Genomic DNA, 13,324 nt, shown 5'->3' on the forward strand with positions numbered 1-13,324 from the left:
GTGGGTCATTGCCTGACCTAGCTGCGTCAGCTGATTATGTAAGATAGCTTCTTTAGCGGTCTTTGCTAAAGAACCTAAGCGGCTGATAGCCTGACTCGTTTGGTGTTTTTGCGTTTCAAACAGATGCGCGACGCTTTTGACAGCTGTGCGGGTCTGACCTTTGATCCCTGTATCGGCGACTAACAAAAAGCCATCGATCGTCAATGGAAAAGAAGTAATCGGCTGCCCTTTGGTAAAGTAGATCGCCTCGTTGCCGCTTGTTGCTGCAGCATCAATACCGCTAGGATTTCCATGCGCGATTTTCTCAGAAAAATCGACATAATCCAATAGCCGTTCTTTTTTTAACTCTTTGTGCTGCCAATCAAAAAAGGCCCGAGTCAACGCAACTGCAACTGCCGCACTTGAACCCATTCCTCGTTCTGAAGGGATTGTACTAACGATCGAAACAGAAAAGGGACCGGTTTGATGGTCTTGCTGCAAGCGATGAAGAAGTTCTTTCACATTTTTTAAATGCGAAGGAGCTTCTTCTAGTGGGCCGTGGTAATAATTGGAGGTTAAATCATTCGTTAGGCTGGCAGTGATCGTCACGTGGACCTTTGCGCCAGCAAATGGAAAAGCGATGGCGGGTTCACCATAGACGACCGAATGTTCACCCATTAATATGATTTTCCCTGTAGCTATGCCAGTACCGAGTGACATTCATTATCCTCATTTCTCTTAGAACTGCAGCAGAAGTCAAAAGAATGTCTCAGAGGAAGCAGCAGGCAAAAAAATAAAGGTTCCCCTTTGATCCTGTGAGTCATTCTTTTAAACTAAGCTGCAATCTACTTAATAATTACTAGTGATTTCATCATAGATCCTTGTTTTTCCGTTAGAACAGAAAAGTTCGCAGAAAAACGAATAAAAGATTCTTTCTTATTTTACTAGAAGAAGGCTGTTTCGTTAAGCATTCCGAAAAAGAAATCGTAAAAAACTGAAAATATTTAAACTTTTATTGAAAATTTTTTGTTTTTATGCTTCAAAAGCGCTGGGTTGACGATACAATATCTAGTAGTGTATAGTTGATTACGCAAATGAAACATACAATATTTAGTGATGAGTGAGTTGGGGGATATGAGCGTGATCGTATTAGCAGGAACTATCGGCGCAGGAAAATCAAGTTTAACTGCATTGTTAGCTGATCATTTAGGCAGTCAAGCATTTTATGAGTCAATCGATGATAATGAAGTGCTGCCGTTGTTTTATGCCGATCCAAATAAATATGCTTTTTTATTGCAGATTTATTTTTTGAATAAACGTTTTGATAGTATCAAAAAAGCATTGAATGATGATAATAATGTATTGGATCGATCCATTTATGAAGATTCACTGCTTTTCCATTTGAATGCTGATTTAGGGCGAGCAACGGATACAGAAGTTCGGGTTTATGATGATTTATTGGCCAACATGTTGGAAGAATTGCCTTATGCAGCTCATAAAAAACATCCAGATTTATTGGTCCATATTCGGGTTTCTTTTGAAACTATGTTAGAACGGATCAATAAACGGGGACGGGAATATGAACAGTTATCCTTTGATCCTACCTTGTATGACTATTATCAAGAATTGAATCTACGGTATGATCAATGGTATGAAGAATACCAAGAAAGTCCAAAAATCCAAATCGACGGCGATCAATTCAATTTTGTTGAAGATCCAGAAGCAGCCCAAAAGGTATTAGCGATGGTCGACGAAGCACTGGCAAAAGTGCGCAAATAAAGCAACAGCTGGAGTCCAGCCCATAAAAGTGGGGATTCCAGCTGTTTTCTTTTATAATAGAAGAAAGCGAACATGTAACGTGTGGAGGGAAACCAGTGGAAAAAAAACGATTTTACAATGGCCGTTATGAATGGATTCAAGTGGATCAACAAGACAGTAGCAGTATTGCGCGTTTACAAAGACAGCACCAGTTGACTGATGAGATGTTAACTTACTCATTAGACAAGAATGAACGTGCCCGTGTGGAGTTCGATACTGATGATCAAGCATTGTTGTTGGTGTTCAACGTACCTCAACAAGAAAAGAAAGACAATCATTTTGAAACAAGTCCGATGACGTTTATCTTAAAAAAAGATCGGCTGTTTACTTTTTCTTCGAGAAATACACAATATGTGATTCCGATGATGGAACGGATACTCGTGCAAAATCCTTTGCAAACACCGATTCATTTTCTTTTTAATAGTCTTTTTTTGATCTCAGGAACTTTTTTTCCTTTAGTCGAAGAAGTCAATAGCGATCGCGTGCATCTCAATCAACGGCTGCGGGAAAAGACCACCAATAAAAATTTGTTGGAGATGTCTGACTTGGAGATCGGACTCGTTTATCTGGTTTCGGCAACGAAACAAAATGCCGTTTTATTAGAACAGATCAAAGCTTTGTCGTTCTTTCGTTTAATGGACGACAATGAAAAAGAGCAGTTGGATGATGCACTGATCGAAGCGAAACAAGCCGTTGAAATGACTCAGTTAGCGTTTCAAATTCTGGAACAATTGTCAGGTACGTACAATAATTTGTTGAACAACAACTTGAACGACACGATGAAATTCCTGACTGTTTGGTCGTTGTTGCTGACGGTACCATCGATCGTTACCAGCTTCTTTGGCATGAACGTTCCATTGCCCTTCACGAATACCGTGTTTGGCTGGGGAATCGCTCTGCTGATCAGTTTAGTCTTGTCAGGATGGATGTTGATTGCACTCTGGCGCAGAATCAAGTGATGCTTCAGTCAATCACTAGACCTAACCCCGCTGCAATCACTAATGCTTGTTCTTGGTCAACGATCAATCCCCGCAACAATTCTTGCGAAAGAGCGATTTTCTGGAAAGGATTGGTCCGCAGATCCAGCTGATAGAGTTTGGTTCGGAACCAATTACTGTTTGTAAGCTGATTGTGCTGCAACTGGAGATTTTTCCATTGGACTTCGTAAAATTCTGTGTCATTCAGCTGGCACTCTGCAAAGCGGATCGTTTTGAGATTGGTGTTGCTGAAGGAAGCAAAATTGCCGACGCAAGATTCAAATGTACAGTCACGAAAATAACTTTCTGCAAAATTTGTACCGGTCAGCTTGCAGTTTTTGAAGTGTACTTGATGAAAGCTAGCGCCCAAACATTCCATGTTGGAAAAGTCGCAGTTTTCAAAGAAAACATTTTGGCATTCCCAATGCTCTAGTCTTGTCTTTTGCATGGTGACCTTTTTCAAGTGGCACTGTTTTAAAATGAGACCCGTACAAGCGTCATAACTGGCATCAGTTTCTGTAAAAAAAGCTTGTTCAAAAATTTCTTCATCTTCAAGATAAAAATCTTTTGTTTCTGAGTATTCAATAATCGGTAAAAGAGGATCCGGCTGCTTTTTTTTCATTTTGCACCTCAAAATTTTGTTTTTTTAATAGTATACCATGTTTTGAGCGATGCCTTTTGCAGTGCAAAGATGTTTGATGGATAGATTGTGAATTTAATTCAATAGGCTAACTTTAGCTGCTGAAATAGCAAGGTTTTATGAAAAAATAAATACGCTTATATTCACAAGGTTATGAATTGTTTTAAGAAAAATCTTCATTTCAGAAGCATAATTCAAGGATAATTCGGCAATAACCAGTAAAAACTGTCATTTTTTTAACGGTTTGCGAAAATCTTGATAGTTTTTAAATTCACAATGTAGCTATAATGAAACCATAAACAAAAGGGGGAAATTTTTCCATGACAAAAACAGTGATTATTGGTGCGAACCACGCAGGGATTGCCGCAGCAAATACCTTATTAGACAATTACCAAGATCAAGAAGTTGTAATGATCGATCGGAATACAAACCTCAGTTACCTTGGTTGTGGGACTGCATTATGGGTTGGACGTCAAATCGATTCGTATGAAGGCTTATTCTATACAAAACGGGAAGATTTTGAGGCAAAGGGAGCAAAAATCTATATGGAAACAACTGTTGACCATATTGATTTTGAGAAAAAAACGGTTCATGCAGTAACAAAAGATGGTGAAGAAGTGGTAGAAACATATGACAAACTTGTTTTAGCAACAGGTTCAGTACCAATTTCGCCAAAAGTACCTGGTCGTGATTTAGCCAATATTCATTTCTTGAAGAGATTCCAAGATGGCCAATCTGTGGATAAAGAACTAGCAGCTGAAGAAGTAAAAAATGTTGCTGTCATCGGGGCCGGCTATATTGGAGTGGAAATTGCAGAAGCTGCAAAACGTCGTGGTAAAAACGTTCTTTTATTTGATGCCGCTAACCGTGCATTACCAAACTACTATGACAAATGGTTCACGGATGACATGGATCAAAACTTAGCAGAGCATGGGATCGAATTGCACTTTGGTGAATTAGCTCGAGAATACAAAGGAACCGACAAAGTAGAAGCAGTGGTAACGGATAATGGAGAATATCCAGTGGATCTTGTGATCAATGCGATCGGCTTCTTGCCAAACAATACATTAGGCAAAGAGCACTTGGAACTATTTACGAATGGTGCCTACTTGGTAGACCGTCACCAACAAACAAGTGACCCAGATGTTTTTGCGGTTGGAGACTGTGCAACGGTTTATTCAAATGCATTGCAACAAACGACCTACATCGCTTTAGCAACAAATGCCGTTCGCTCAGGGATCGTAGCTGGCCATAACATTGGCGGTACATCATTGGAATCAACTGGGGTCCAAGGATCAAACGGAATCTCAATCTTTGGTTACAACATGGTTTCTACCGGTCTTTCCGTAGAAGCAGCAGAACGTAACGGTGTGAAAGTGAAGTATTCAGATTATGAAGATACGCAAAAACCTGGATTCATGAAAGAAAACGATACCGTGAAAATCCGGATTGTTTACGAAGAAGAATCACGTCGGGTGATTGGTGCCCAAATGGCATCACGTACTTCAGAAATCGCTATGGGAATTCACATGTTCTCATTAGCAATTGAAGAAGGTGTAACCATCGACAAGATGAAATTACTTGATATCTTCTTCTTACCACACTTCAATCAACCATACAACTACATCACAATGGCTGCATTGAAAGCTGAATAATAAATAGCTGAGGGAGCTGTGACAAAAATCTTGTCGCAGCTTCTTTTTTCAAATAAACGATTAGAAGTAGCTTCTTTGGAACCAAGCCGAAACTTCAGGTGGCTGGTCACTTTTGTTAAGCGCTCTTTTTTGAAATAATCATGAAAATCATTGACAAGAACTAAAAAAAGCAGTATACTATAAAAGTTGAGAAATTAAAGCAGAAGCACCCGCTTCTCGCCTGAGTGACTGTATCGCTGGGCAGAATAGGATTCCTACATTTTGTGTATGGAGTACGTGCGGGTTCGTGAAGAACTCGTTTTTTTTATTGTCTGATTTCGAATCGACAAGCTTTTCTTTCTCTCAAAAAACTCGGAGGTGAATGACCATAGCAAAGGATATGATGGTAAACGACGGCATTCGTGCACGTGAATTGCGTTTGATTGATCAAAACGGCGAACAACTTGGTGTAAAGAGTAAAGCTGAAGCATTGCAAATTGCAGAACGAGCAAACCTTGATGTGGTATTGGTGGCACCAAATGCGAAACCACCGGTAGCAAGAATTATGGATTACGGAAAATATCGTTTTGAGCAACAGAAGAAAGACCGTGAAGCTCGTAAAAAACAAAAAGTAATCAACATTAAAGAGGTTCGTTTAAGTCCAACGATCGACGTCAATGATTTCAACACAAAGTTGCGTAATGCACGTAAATTCCTTGAAAAAGGGGACAAAGTAAAAGCTTCGATCCGTTTCAAAGGCCGTGCCATTACCCATAAAGAGATTGGTCAGAAAGTGTTGGATCGTTTGGCTGAAGAAACAGCTGATTTAGCATCCGTTGAACAAAAACCAAAAATGGATGGACGCAGCATGTTCTTAGTATTATCGCCAAAAAATGATAAATAATGACTCACTGAGTTTCAGTTTAAAGTCAGATAACGAAAGATTTTGAGGAGGAAATTAGTTATGCCAAAACAAAAAACACACCGCGGATTAGCAAAACGCGTAAAACGTACTGGCGGCGGCGGATTGAAACGCTTCCGTGCATTTACTAGCCACCGTTTCCACGGTAAAACAAAAAAACAACGTCGTCAATTGCGTAAAGCTTCTATGGTTTCAGCTGGCGATTACAAACGTATCCGTCAACAATTAGCACGCATGAAATAATTGCGTCCCAGGCTTTACAAATTCAAACAACTATCGATTTTCATATTAGGAGGAATTATACATGGCACGTGTTAAAGGTGGAACAGTAACTCGTAAACGTCGTAAAAAAGTGCTAAAATTAGCAAAAGGTTACTACGGTTCTAAACACACTTTATTTAAAACAGCAAAAGAACAAGTAATGAATTCATACAACTACGCATACCGCGATCGTCGTCAAAAGAAACGCGACTTCCGCAAATTGTGGATTGCTCGTATCAACGCAGCGGCTCGTATGAATGGCTTAAGCTACTCAAAATTGATGCACGGTTTGAAATTAGCTGAAATCGACATCAACCGCAAAATGTTAGCTGACTTGGCTGTAAACGATGCAACAGCATTTACTGCATTGGCTGACCAAGCAAAAGACGCTTTAAACAAATAAACTCACGTTGTTCTACAACGATTGAACCCGCTCAATGAGCGGGTTTTTTGTTTCTTCCGCTAAGCAAAATACCAAATTCGCTTGACTAATGGTATAGTAGTCTACAATGAAATCGGATTCCTGTTAAGGCTGGGAGGATATCAAATGAAACTAGTAACGAGGAATGAAGTATTGGAAGAATCAAAGGCAGTCCTAAAAATCATCGCGGGTAATAGTTTGTTGGGATTTGCTTATGCGAAATGGATGAAACCTAATGGGATCATCAATGGTGGTGTCACTAGTATGGCGATGATTTTAGAAAAGGTGACCAATGTACCGATCGTTTATTTGACATCTGGTATTACGACCCTTCTGCTGGTTTTTTGTTGGCTATTTTTAGGAAAAGCCAATTTTTTCAAGTCCATTATCAGCAGTGTTTTTATAATTTATTTTTTGCTCTTTTTTATTATATGAAGATTGATTTTCAAGTAAACCTAATGCTTGATTTCTTATTTGCGAGCTTGTTCATAGCGGTAGGGTACTATTGCTGCATCACGGCTAACGCTTCAACTGTTGGGATGGATGTGATTGCCATGGCTATCAACAAAAAGCGGCCTGATTTTAGTATTGCTCGGGGTATCCGCTATATCAACTTTATGGTATTAATATTAGGATTTTTGACTTATGGCTTCAAATCAGTAGTAATTGGATTACTATTTAGTTTTGTCAATTCTTATCTATTAGATTTTTTGTTGAAAAGAAGCAGTCGGTGATCTATTTGGTGATTCTTGCTTCCTTTCATCCGCAACAAAAACGACAAACTAACAGTATTGATCCAATTCAAATTGGGGTTATTTCATTAATTGACTCGCCTCATAAATCTCTTGTTTATACGGAGATTTATGAGGTGTTTTTTGTTTTTTGTCTATCAACGAATAGAGAGAAACCGTTAAAAATGCGCAATATGACAAAATAAGTTGATTTATTTTGAATTTTGTCTTTTTCATAAACAGGTCAATAAGTGAAAGAGATTTCTCAATCCCAAATCATGTGATTTTTAACACATATTTCAGAAAAAACGAAGTTAAATGTCCTTATTTACTAAAAAAATGCTCAAGTCTGAGATAAAAATCGCTTTTATCCATTCATTTCCAAGCGCAAAATGATAAGAATTACTCCTTTTTTAAAAAGATTACTAAGTAAGAATGAGACTCAAATACTTATTTTTTGAAAGGATTTTGTCAGTTCCTAATAGCAAAAATATCCGATAATCTGTTTAGATAATCTTTGCACTTTTTTAGGAGTGATCTTTATGTAAAACGAAAATGTTGGATTGGTTGTTTAGGCATGTATAGGTTAGGAAAGATTTAAAAAAATATGAAAGAAGGTACAGAAATGAAACGAAAGAAAAAATTAGTTACAAAGTTCGTTGTTGCAACAACTCTTTTCACAGCAGGTAGTTTGGTGGTTCCAGCTGTTTGCACTTTATCTGCCTATGCAGCGACTACAGGTCCTGTTGCAGATAATACTAGCCCTCGTTCCATTACACTTTGGAAATATGAAGTGAAAGATCTATCTGAACTGGGTGATCGTGGTGATGGAGAAAAGGATGATACAGTTACAAAGTAGCCGTTAGCAGGGATCAAATTCCGCATACAACGGGTAACGGCAATCGGTGATGCTGCTTTAACGAATCCATTAGATCAAAAAGAAGGAACCGATTATACGATTGACAACACATTTACTGCTCAAACAGTAACGACAGGAGCAGATGGGTCTGTCAAAGCGAATTTGGGTAGCGGCAATGCGGCAGATGGCATTTATTTAGTTACCGAATTAGAAGATGACCGTGGTGTCTCTCCTGCCGTTGCAAAACCAGCAGATCCATTCTTTGTGCAAGTACCTCAAACGGACCGTGATGATCTAGGCTCATTAATCTATGATGTAGTCGTTCAACCGAAGAACATTATGGAATCTTTGCTTGAACCAGATAAGACCGTTGAAGAAGGAAAAGGTTTCTCCATTAAAGCAGGAAATCATTTCACTTGGGAAGCCAATGCCACTCTTCCAAGCGGACTCTATCAAATTGCAGCGAAAGACATGGTTATTACACCAGTTTATGACAAAGATGGCAATCAAGTTGCGGATATTCCAGTCTCTGCAGGCGACGAAATTTACGCTGACTACTATACGATTCGCGATACATTGAACGAAAAGATTTTGTTGGATGGGTTAACTGTTAATACGAAGACAGATTCCAGTGACTGGGTAGCACTTGAATTTGGCACAGATTATACCGTCTTAGACTAGATAAGCATCATTTCCATTGTTTCGCGCGGGAATGTGCTATACTAGATGCTTGTAATCGCACCAAGAACCGGTGCTTGAAAGAAGGAGCATAAGAAATGAAAAATTTAAAAGTTCAAGACCTGATTGCTGTCGGGATATATACAGCTATTTATTTTTTATTGATGAGTTTTTGTCTGCTGATTTTACGGTTTGTTATTCCAGGATTTCATAATTTATTCATTCCAGCCGTTACAGCACTTTTTTCTGGGGTCATTTATCTATTGATGTTGAATAAAGTACCAAAGTTTGGCGCGATCACCATCATGGGCAGTGTGGTAGGTCTCTTTTTTTTGATTTCAGGTCACTTTCCGCTAGCCTTTATGCCGAATATTTTATGTGCAGTACTGGCAGATACGATTCAGTATAAAAGCAAGTGGAAAGGAAGTCTCAAGACAACTATTAGTTATACCGTATTCAGCTTTGGTTTAATGGGTCCCATCTTGCCATTGTGGTTCATGAAAAATGCGTATATTGATTCGCTAGTTGCTCGTGGAAAAGACCAAAGCTATATTGCAGGGGTCTTTGCTCATACTTCCACAGCGATGCTGGTGATTTGCGGGCTCGCTGTACTGGTTGCTTCGATTGTCGGGATAGGCCTCGGTGCTCGTCTATATCAAAAACATTTCCAACCAACGTTGCATCAAACAAACGGGAGATCGATGTGACTAGGCTCTCACTTGACCCCAGATGCAAATTATTTGTGACATTCTTTGCAAGTGTCACATTGATGATTTCATTGACGTGGACAAAAGAGTTGATTGTGATCAGCTTTTTGTTTATCTTGTTTCTACTTAGCGGTTTCTGGCGAAAGGGATTGTTGTTTTTCGGGCTGTTTCTATTATTGTCTTTGGTAGAAGGTTTTTTTGCAGGGCAAAACAATTCAATAGTAACCACCCTGCTGGATTTCTTTTCCGTAGGGTATCGCCGATTGTTACCGACGATCATGGCAGCCGTATTTGCGATGAGTGGGACGAAAATCAGTGAATGGTTAGCTGCTTTGCAAAAAATCCGCATTCCCTCGTTTTTGCTGGTACCGCTGGCCGTACTGTTTCGATTTTTTCCAACATTGTTGCAAGATGTCAAAAGTATTCGCCAAGCGATGCGCTTTCGCGGAATTGCTTTGAACGGCTGGTCCTATGTAAGACATCCTCTACAGACGGTGGAGTATTTTTTGATTCCTTTATTGATGTCTGCAGAAAATACTGCCACAGAATTGTCAGCGACCGCGTTAGTAAGAGGCCTGTCGGCTAAAAATCCTCATACATCGGTTTATACACTGCGGTTGAAACTTGCTGATTATGTAGTGTTTGGTACTGTGTTACTACTTATTTTTTTGTTTGTAAGGATGTGAAGGAATGATCACCATCGAAAAACTATCTCTTAAACGGGGCACCCAGCAGGTATTGAAAGATGTCTCTTGTCAGATTTTTGCTGGTGAAGTCGTCGTGTTATGCGGTCAAAGCGGTAGCGGTAAGTCAACCTTGTTGAATGTTCTCAATGGCTTGATTCCTGAACTATATCCAGCAGAAATGACGGGGGCTGTTCAAGTGGCAGGGGATTCTTTGCCGACGGAAGACTTTCCCGCCTACGCCAGAAAAATCGGTGTTGTTTTTCAAAATCCCAAAACACAATTTTTTACAACAGATGTTTATTCTGAACTGGCGTTTACAATGGAAAATGCAGGGATAGAGCCAGTAGAAATACGAAAACGGATCAAAGAAGCGGCAGAACAATTTTCTTTGTCAGAATTGTTGGATGCAAGTGTTTTCGAACTGTCTGGTGGCGAAAAGCAGCGAGTAGCAATCGCTTGTGCAACGATGCTTTCTCATGATCTCTTTTTGTTCGATGAACCTTCCAGTAATCTTGATGAAGAAGCACTACAAAAAATTGCCGCAGCGATCCGCCTTTTGAAAGAGCAAGGGAAGACGATCGTCATTGCAGAGCACCGATTGTCCTACTTGACGGGGATTGCGGATCGTTACTTATTACTAGCAGAAGGGCGCTTGGTCACAGAGTATACCAGTGAAGCATTGCTTTCTCATACCCCGCAACAGATTCACAATCTCGGATTAAGGCGGATCAACGAGCCGCAGTTCGAGTTGGCAATCAACGAAACAGAGGGAGCGAGTTTCTCAGCTGATCTGATTGCGACGAATCTCCAAGTCACTTATCGACGCCAACAGCAACCAGCTCTTGATATTGCGAAACTTGTTGTGCCTACGCGACAAGTCGTGGGTTTGATTGGCCCGAACGGTGCTGGCAAATCGACATTGTTTCAAGTGTTCGCTGGCTTAAAAAAATGTTCAGCAGCTCAATTTTGGCTGCATGGTCAACCAATCAATCAAAAACAGTTATTGCGAGAAAGTTTTCTGGTTATGCAAGATGTGAACCTGCAGCTTTTTTTTGAATCTGTCGAAAAAGAATTGTTGGCAAAAGCTGCCAGACCGGAACGTTTTGAACAAGTCGTGACTTTGTTGGAACTAGAGCATTTACTGCGAAGACATCCACAATCTTTGTCCGGTGGCGAAAAGCAGCGAGTCGCGATCGGCAGTGCATTGCTTTCAGGTAAACGCTTGTTGTTTTTCGATGAACCGACTAGCGGATTAGACCTGAAACAAATGGAAGAGGTCGGAAATCTGCTGCAGGAAGTTGCCAAAGAAGTCGATCTGTTAGCCGTGATCAGTCATGATAAAGAGTTTTTGGATGAAACCTGCCCTTACGTGATCCAACTCGAACAGGGAAAGTTAGTTGATACCTATCAGTTAGCGACAAATGGGGGATAAAAGAAAAGCGGAGTGAGCATTGGTTCACTCCGTTTTTGTCTGAACATGAAAAAATCTTCATGATCTTTTTCTTTCAATCCGTTAGGAAGTTTTTACAAAATCCGTTATGATAGAAGCAAAAATAGGAGGAGAGCAGATGGCCTTGAGAATCTTGATAGTGGAAGACGAAGAAAGTTTAGCCAGTTTTATCCAGACTGAGTTGACTTTTGAGGGGTACGACACGGTATGGGCCAAAGATGGCCAAGAGGCATTGACCTTGTTCAATCAGCAAACTGATCTGTTTGATCTGATTTTGTTGGATTGGATGCTGCCAATCTATGATGGCATCACGGTGGCGCGGCGAATTCGCAAAGAAAGCGATATTCCGATTTTGATGATGACAGCCAGAAATCAAACTGCCGATGTCGTGACTGGTCTTGACGTTGGCCTAGATGATTATTTAACGAAGCCCTTTGAAATCGAAGAACTGTTTGCCCGGATTCGCGTGATTGAGCGACGGTTGCAGCGGGAAGCCCAACAGCAAAAGAACCAACAAAATCAGTTGGTGGTAGGCGAGTTGATGATGGACATCGCCAAACACTTGGTCCAGGTTGCCGGAGAGACCATTGAATTGACTCCTAAAGAGTTTGGAATCTTATATGAGTTGATGAAAGAACCAGAAGTAGTCAAAACCAGAGATGAGCTATTGAATGAGATTTGGGGGTATGAATACGATGGTCAAACAAATGTGGTAGATGTTTATATTCGCACCCTTCGCAACAAGCTGGATGTCTGCGGTAAAGGGAAAATGATCGCAACTGTTCGGGGATTAGGCTATGTGTTGAGGACCGCCCATGAAGAATAAGTTCGCCAACCCACGCAGAAAAACTGCCCAGTTTCAATTAACGAGCCGCTTTTCTTTGATTCTATTTGGTCTGTTGATTCTCTTCAATGTATTGTTTATCTTGTTATCCGTAGGGTATTTGTTTGAACATATCGAAAATCGTGCGAGCAATATTCTTGAGGCTATCGAAAACGGGGAAGCTTCAGGGGATGACTGGAATGATCTAGTCAATGCCTATGTTTCGGCAGATGAAGAAGATGCCTTGCAAGTGATCTTAGCTGATGGCAGTGTCATTTTATCAGAAGATGCAGCAGAGATTTTTGCCGAGATCAATCAAGGACGGATCATCCCATTTTTGGAGGGCATCGTCTTTACAGATGATGGTATCTATTATACGAAAACCCAAGAAATCGATAGGGATCAGGTGAAGATCGCCATCAATGGTGAGGACAGTGTGGAATTAGCCTATGGTCTCTTTATGATCAGCAGTTTCTTGAACCTGATCGCTGTAGTCGTTGGCAGTATATTGATTTATTGGAGCGTTGGGAAATGGAGCCGGAAATTAACAGGGATGGCGCAAGAAATTGCTGAAATCGAACAAAGCCAAAAAGGCGAATTGACGATTGTCGAAGAACCAATCGAGATTCGTTCTGTGGCGTTGGCTTTCAATAAACTACTGAAAGAACAGCGTGAGACGATCGCGCGAGAAAAACGGTTTGTTGCCGATGCTTCTCATGAGCTGCGGACACCTTTAGC

General features: G+C 40.4%; 14 protein-coding genes, 2 pseudogenes and 1 other annotated feature. Of the genes and pseudogenes, 14 read left to right on the plus strand and 2 right to left on the minus strand.

Annotated elements, in window-relative coordinates; translation table 11 throughout:
• Nucleotides 1–699 (minus strand): mevalonate kinase (mvk, locus tag AB5Z52_RS14000; RefSeq protein WP_368266964.1); only part of this gene is annotated, 699 nt, incomplete at its 3' end.
• Nucleotides 700–1,113: 414 nt separating this feature from the next.
• On the opposite strand from mvk, the gene AB5Z52_RS14005 reads away from it, so the two are divergent.
• Nucleotides 1,114–1,758, plus strand: coding sequence for a deoxynucleoside kinase (locus AB5Z52_RS14005; protein ID WP_003128640.1), 645 nt, complete (start codon nucleotides 1,114–1,116; stop codon nucleotides 1,756–1,758).
• Between the two features lie 95 nt (nucleotides 1,759–1,853).
• Nucleotides 1,854–2,756, plus strand: coding sequence for a magnesium transporter CorA family protein (locus AB5Z52_RS14010; RefSeq protein ID WP_003128641.1), 903 nt, complete (start codon nucleotides 1,854–1,856; stop codon nucleotides 2,754–2,756).
• 4 nt (nucleotides 2,757–2,760) lie between these two features.
• Here the strand turns inward: AB5Z52_RS14010 and AB5Z52_RS14015 are convergent, their stop codons facing one another.
• The gene (locus AB5Z52_RS14015; protein ID WP_003128642.1) at nucleotides 2,761–3,396 is read right to left on the minus strand and encodes a pentapeptide repeat-containing protein; all 636 of its coding nucleotides are present in this window, start codon (nucleotides 3,394–3,396) and stop codon (nucleotides 2,761–2,763) included.
• Nucleotides 3,397–3,734: 338 nt separating this feature from the next.
• Between AB5Z52_RS14015 and nox the strand changes: the two genes are divergently transcribed.
• From nox to AB5Z52_RS14075, 12 genes and pseudogenes are all read left to right on the plus strand, one after another.
• Entirely contained in the window at nucleotides 3,735–5,069 is a 1,335-nt protein-coding gene (gene nox, locus AB5Z52_RS14020; protein WP_003128643.1) for a H2O-forming NADH oxidase, read from the plus strand.
• Between the two features lie 191 nt (nucleotides 5,070–5,260).
• Nucleotides 5,261–5,382: a sequence feature (ribosomal protein L20 leader region), on the plus strand.
• Nucleotides 5,383–5,430: 48 nt separating this feature from the next.
• Nucleotides 5,431–5,952, plus strand: a complete 522-nt coding sequence (gene infC, locus AB5Z52_RS14025; protein WP_003128645.1) for a translation initiation factor IF-3 — start codon at nucleotides 5,431–5,433, stop codon at nucleotides 5,950–5,952.
• A 60-nt stretch (nucleotides 5,953–6,012) separates the two neighbouring features.
• Nucleotides 6,013–6,213 (plus strand): 50S ribosomal protein L35, encoded by a 201-nt coding sequence (gene rpmI / locus AB5Z52_RS14030; protein ID WP_003128650.1) that lies wholly within the window; start codon nucleotides 6,013–6,015, stop codon nucleotides 6,211–6,213.
• A 61-nt stretch (nucleotides 6,214–6,274) separates the two neighbouring features.
• Complete coding sequence (rplT, locus tag AB5Z52_RS14035; RefSeq protein ID WP_003128653.1) at nucleotides 6,275–6,634, plus strand: 50S ribosomal protein L20; 360 nt, start codon at nucleotides 6,275–6,277, stop codon at nucleotides 6,632–6,634.
• Nucleotides 6,635–6,877: 243 nt separating this feature from the next.
• Nucleotides 6,878–7,386 (plus strand): annotated as a pseudogene (locus AB5Z52_RS14040) (YitT family protein).
• A gap of 622 nt (nucleotides 7,387–8,008) precedes the next feature.
• Nucleotides 8,009–8,242 carry a hypothetical protein gene (locus AB5Z52_RS14045; protein WP_123836298.1) on the plus strand — a complete coding sequence of 78 codons (234 nt, stop codon included), beginning with the start codon at nucleotides 8,009–8,011 and terminating at the stop codon, nucleotides 8,240–8,242.
• A gap of 12 nt (nucleotides 8,243–8,254) precedes the next feature.
• On the plus strand, nucleotides 8,255–8,923 hold the full coding sequence (locus AB5Z52_RS14050; RefSeq protein WP_227760897.1) for a pilin N-terminal domain-containing protein: 669 nt from the start codon (nucleotides 8,255–8,257) through the stop codon (nucleotides 8,921–8,923).
• A 95-nt stretch (nucleotides 8,924–9,018) separates the two neighbouring features.
• Nucleotides 9,019–9,627 carry an MptD family putative ECF transporter S component gene (locus AB5Z52_RS14055; protein WP_003128664.1) on the plus strand — a complete coding sequence of 203 codons (609 nt, stop codon included), beginning with the start codon at nucleotides 9,019–9,021 and terminating at the stop codon, nucleotides 9,625–9,627.
• Nucleotides 9,624–10,313 carry an energy-coupling factor transporter transmembrane component T gene (locus AB5Z52_RS14060; protein WP_003128666.1) on the plus strand — a complete coding sequence of 230 codons (690 nt, stop codon included), beginning with the start codon at nucleotides 9,624–9,626 and terminating at the stop codon, nucleotides 10,311–10,313. Before AB5Z52_RS14055 ends, AB5Z52_RS14060 begins: the two co-directional genes overlap by 4 nt.
• A 4-nt stretch (nucleotides 10,314–10,317) precedes the next feature.
• The gene (locus AB5Z52_RS14065) at nucleotides 10,318–11,745 is read left to right on the plus strand and encodes an ABC transporter ATP-binding protein (RefSeq protein ID WP_005472705.1); all 1,428 of its coding nucleotides are present in this window, start codon (nucleotides 10,318–10,320) and stop codon (nucleotides 11,743–11,745) included.
• Nucleotides 11,746–11,881: 136 nt separating this feature from the next.
• Entirely contained in the window at nucleotides 11,882–12,589 is a 708-nt protein-coding gene (locus tag AB5Z52_RS14070) for a response regulator transcription factor (protein WP_003128669.1), read from the plus strand.
• Nucleotides 12,579–13,324, plus strand: a pseudogene (locus AB5Z52_RS14075) (sensor histidine kinase); the annotation flags it as partial. The gene AB5Z52_RS14070 and the pseudogene AB5Z52_RS14075, both read left to right, overlap by 11 nt.

Source organism: Enterococcus sp. RTP21361st1_A6_RTP21361_211029 (assembly GCF_040910045.1).
In the GTDB taxonomy this organism is placed as follows: domain Bacteria; phylum Bacillota; class Bacilli; order Lactobacillales; family Enterococcaceae; genus Enterococcus_D; species Enterococcus_D gallinarum.

Bases quoted from the DNA above. Each gene is read 5' to 3' on its own strand.
- AB5Z52_RS14005 (WP_003128640.1), top strand. From the start codon at position 1,114: ATGAGCGTGATCGTATTAGCAGGAACTATCGGCGCAGGAAAATCAAGT.
- AB5Z52_RS14015 (WP_003128642.1), bottom strand. From the start codon at position 3,396: ATGAAAAAAAAGCAGCCGGATCCTCTTTTACCGATTATTGAATACTCA.
- nox (WP_003128643.1), top strand. From the start codon at position 3,735: ATGACAAAAACAGTGATTATTGGTGCGAACCACGCAGGGATTGCCGCA.
- infC (WP_003128645.1), top strand. From the start codon at position 5,431: ATGACCATAGCAAAGGATATGATGGTAAACGACGGCATTCGTGCACGT.
- rpmI (WP_003128650.1), top strand. From the start codon at position 6,013: ATGCCAAAACAAAAAACACACCGCGGATTAGCAAAACGCGTAAAACGT.
- rplT (WP_003128653.1), top strand. From the start codon at position 6,275: ATGGCACGTGTTAAAGGTGGAACAGTAACTCGTAAACGTCGTAAAAAA.
- AB5Z52_RS14045 (WP_123836298.1), top strand. From the start codon at position 8,009: ATGAAACGAAAGAAAAAATTAGTTACAAAGTTCGTTGTTGCAACAACT.
- AB5Z52_RS14055 (WP_003128664.1), top strand. From the start codon at position 9,019: ATGAAAAATTTAAAAGTTCAAGACCTGATTGCTGTCGGGATATATACA.
- AB5Z52_RS14065 (WP_005472705.1), top strand. From the start codon at position 10,318: ATGATCACCATCGAAAAACTATCTCTTAAACGGGGCACCCAGCAGGTA.
- AB5Z52_RS14070 (WP_003128669.1), top strand. From the start codon at position 11,882: ATGGCCTTGAGAATCTTGATAGTGGAAGACGAAGAAAGTTTAGCCAGT.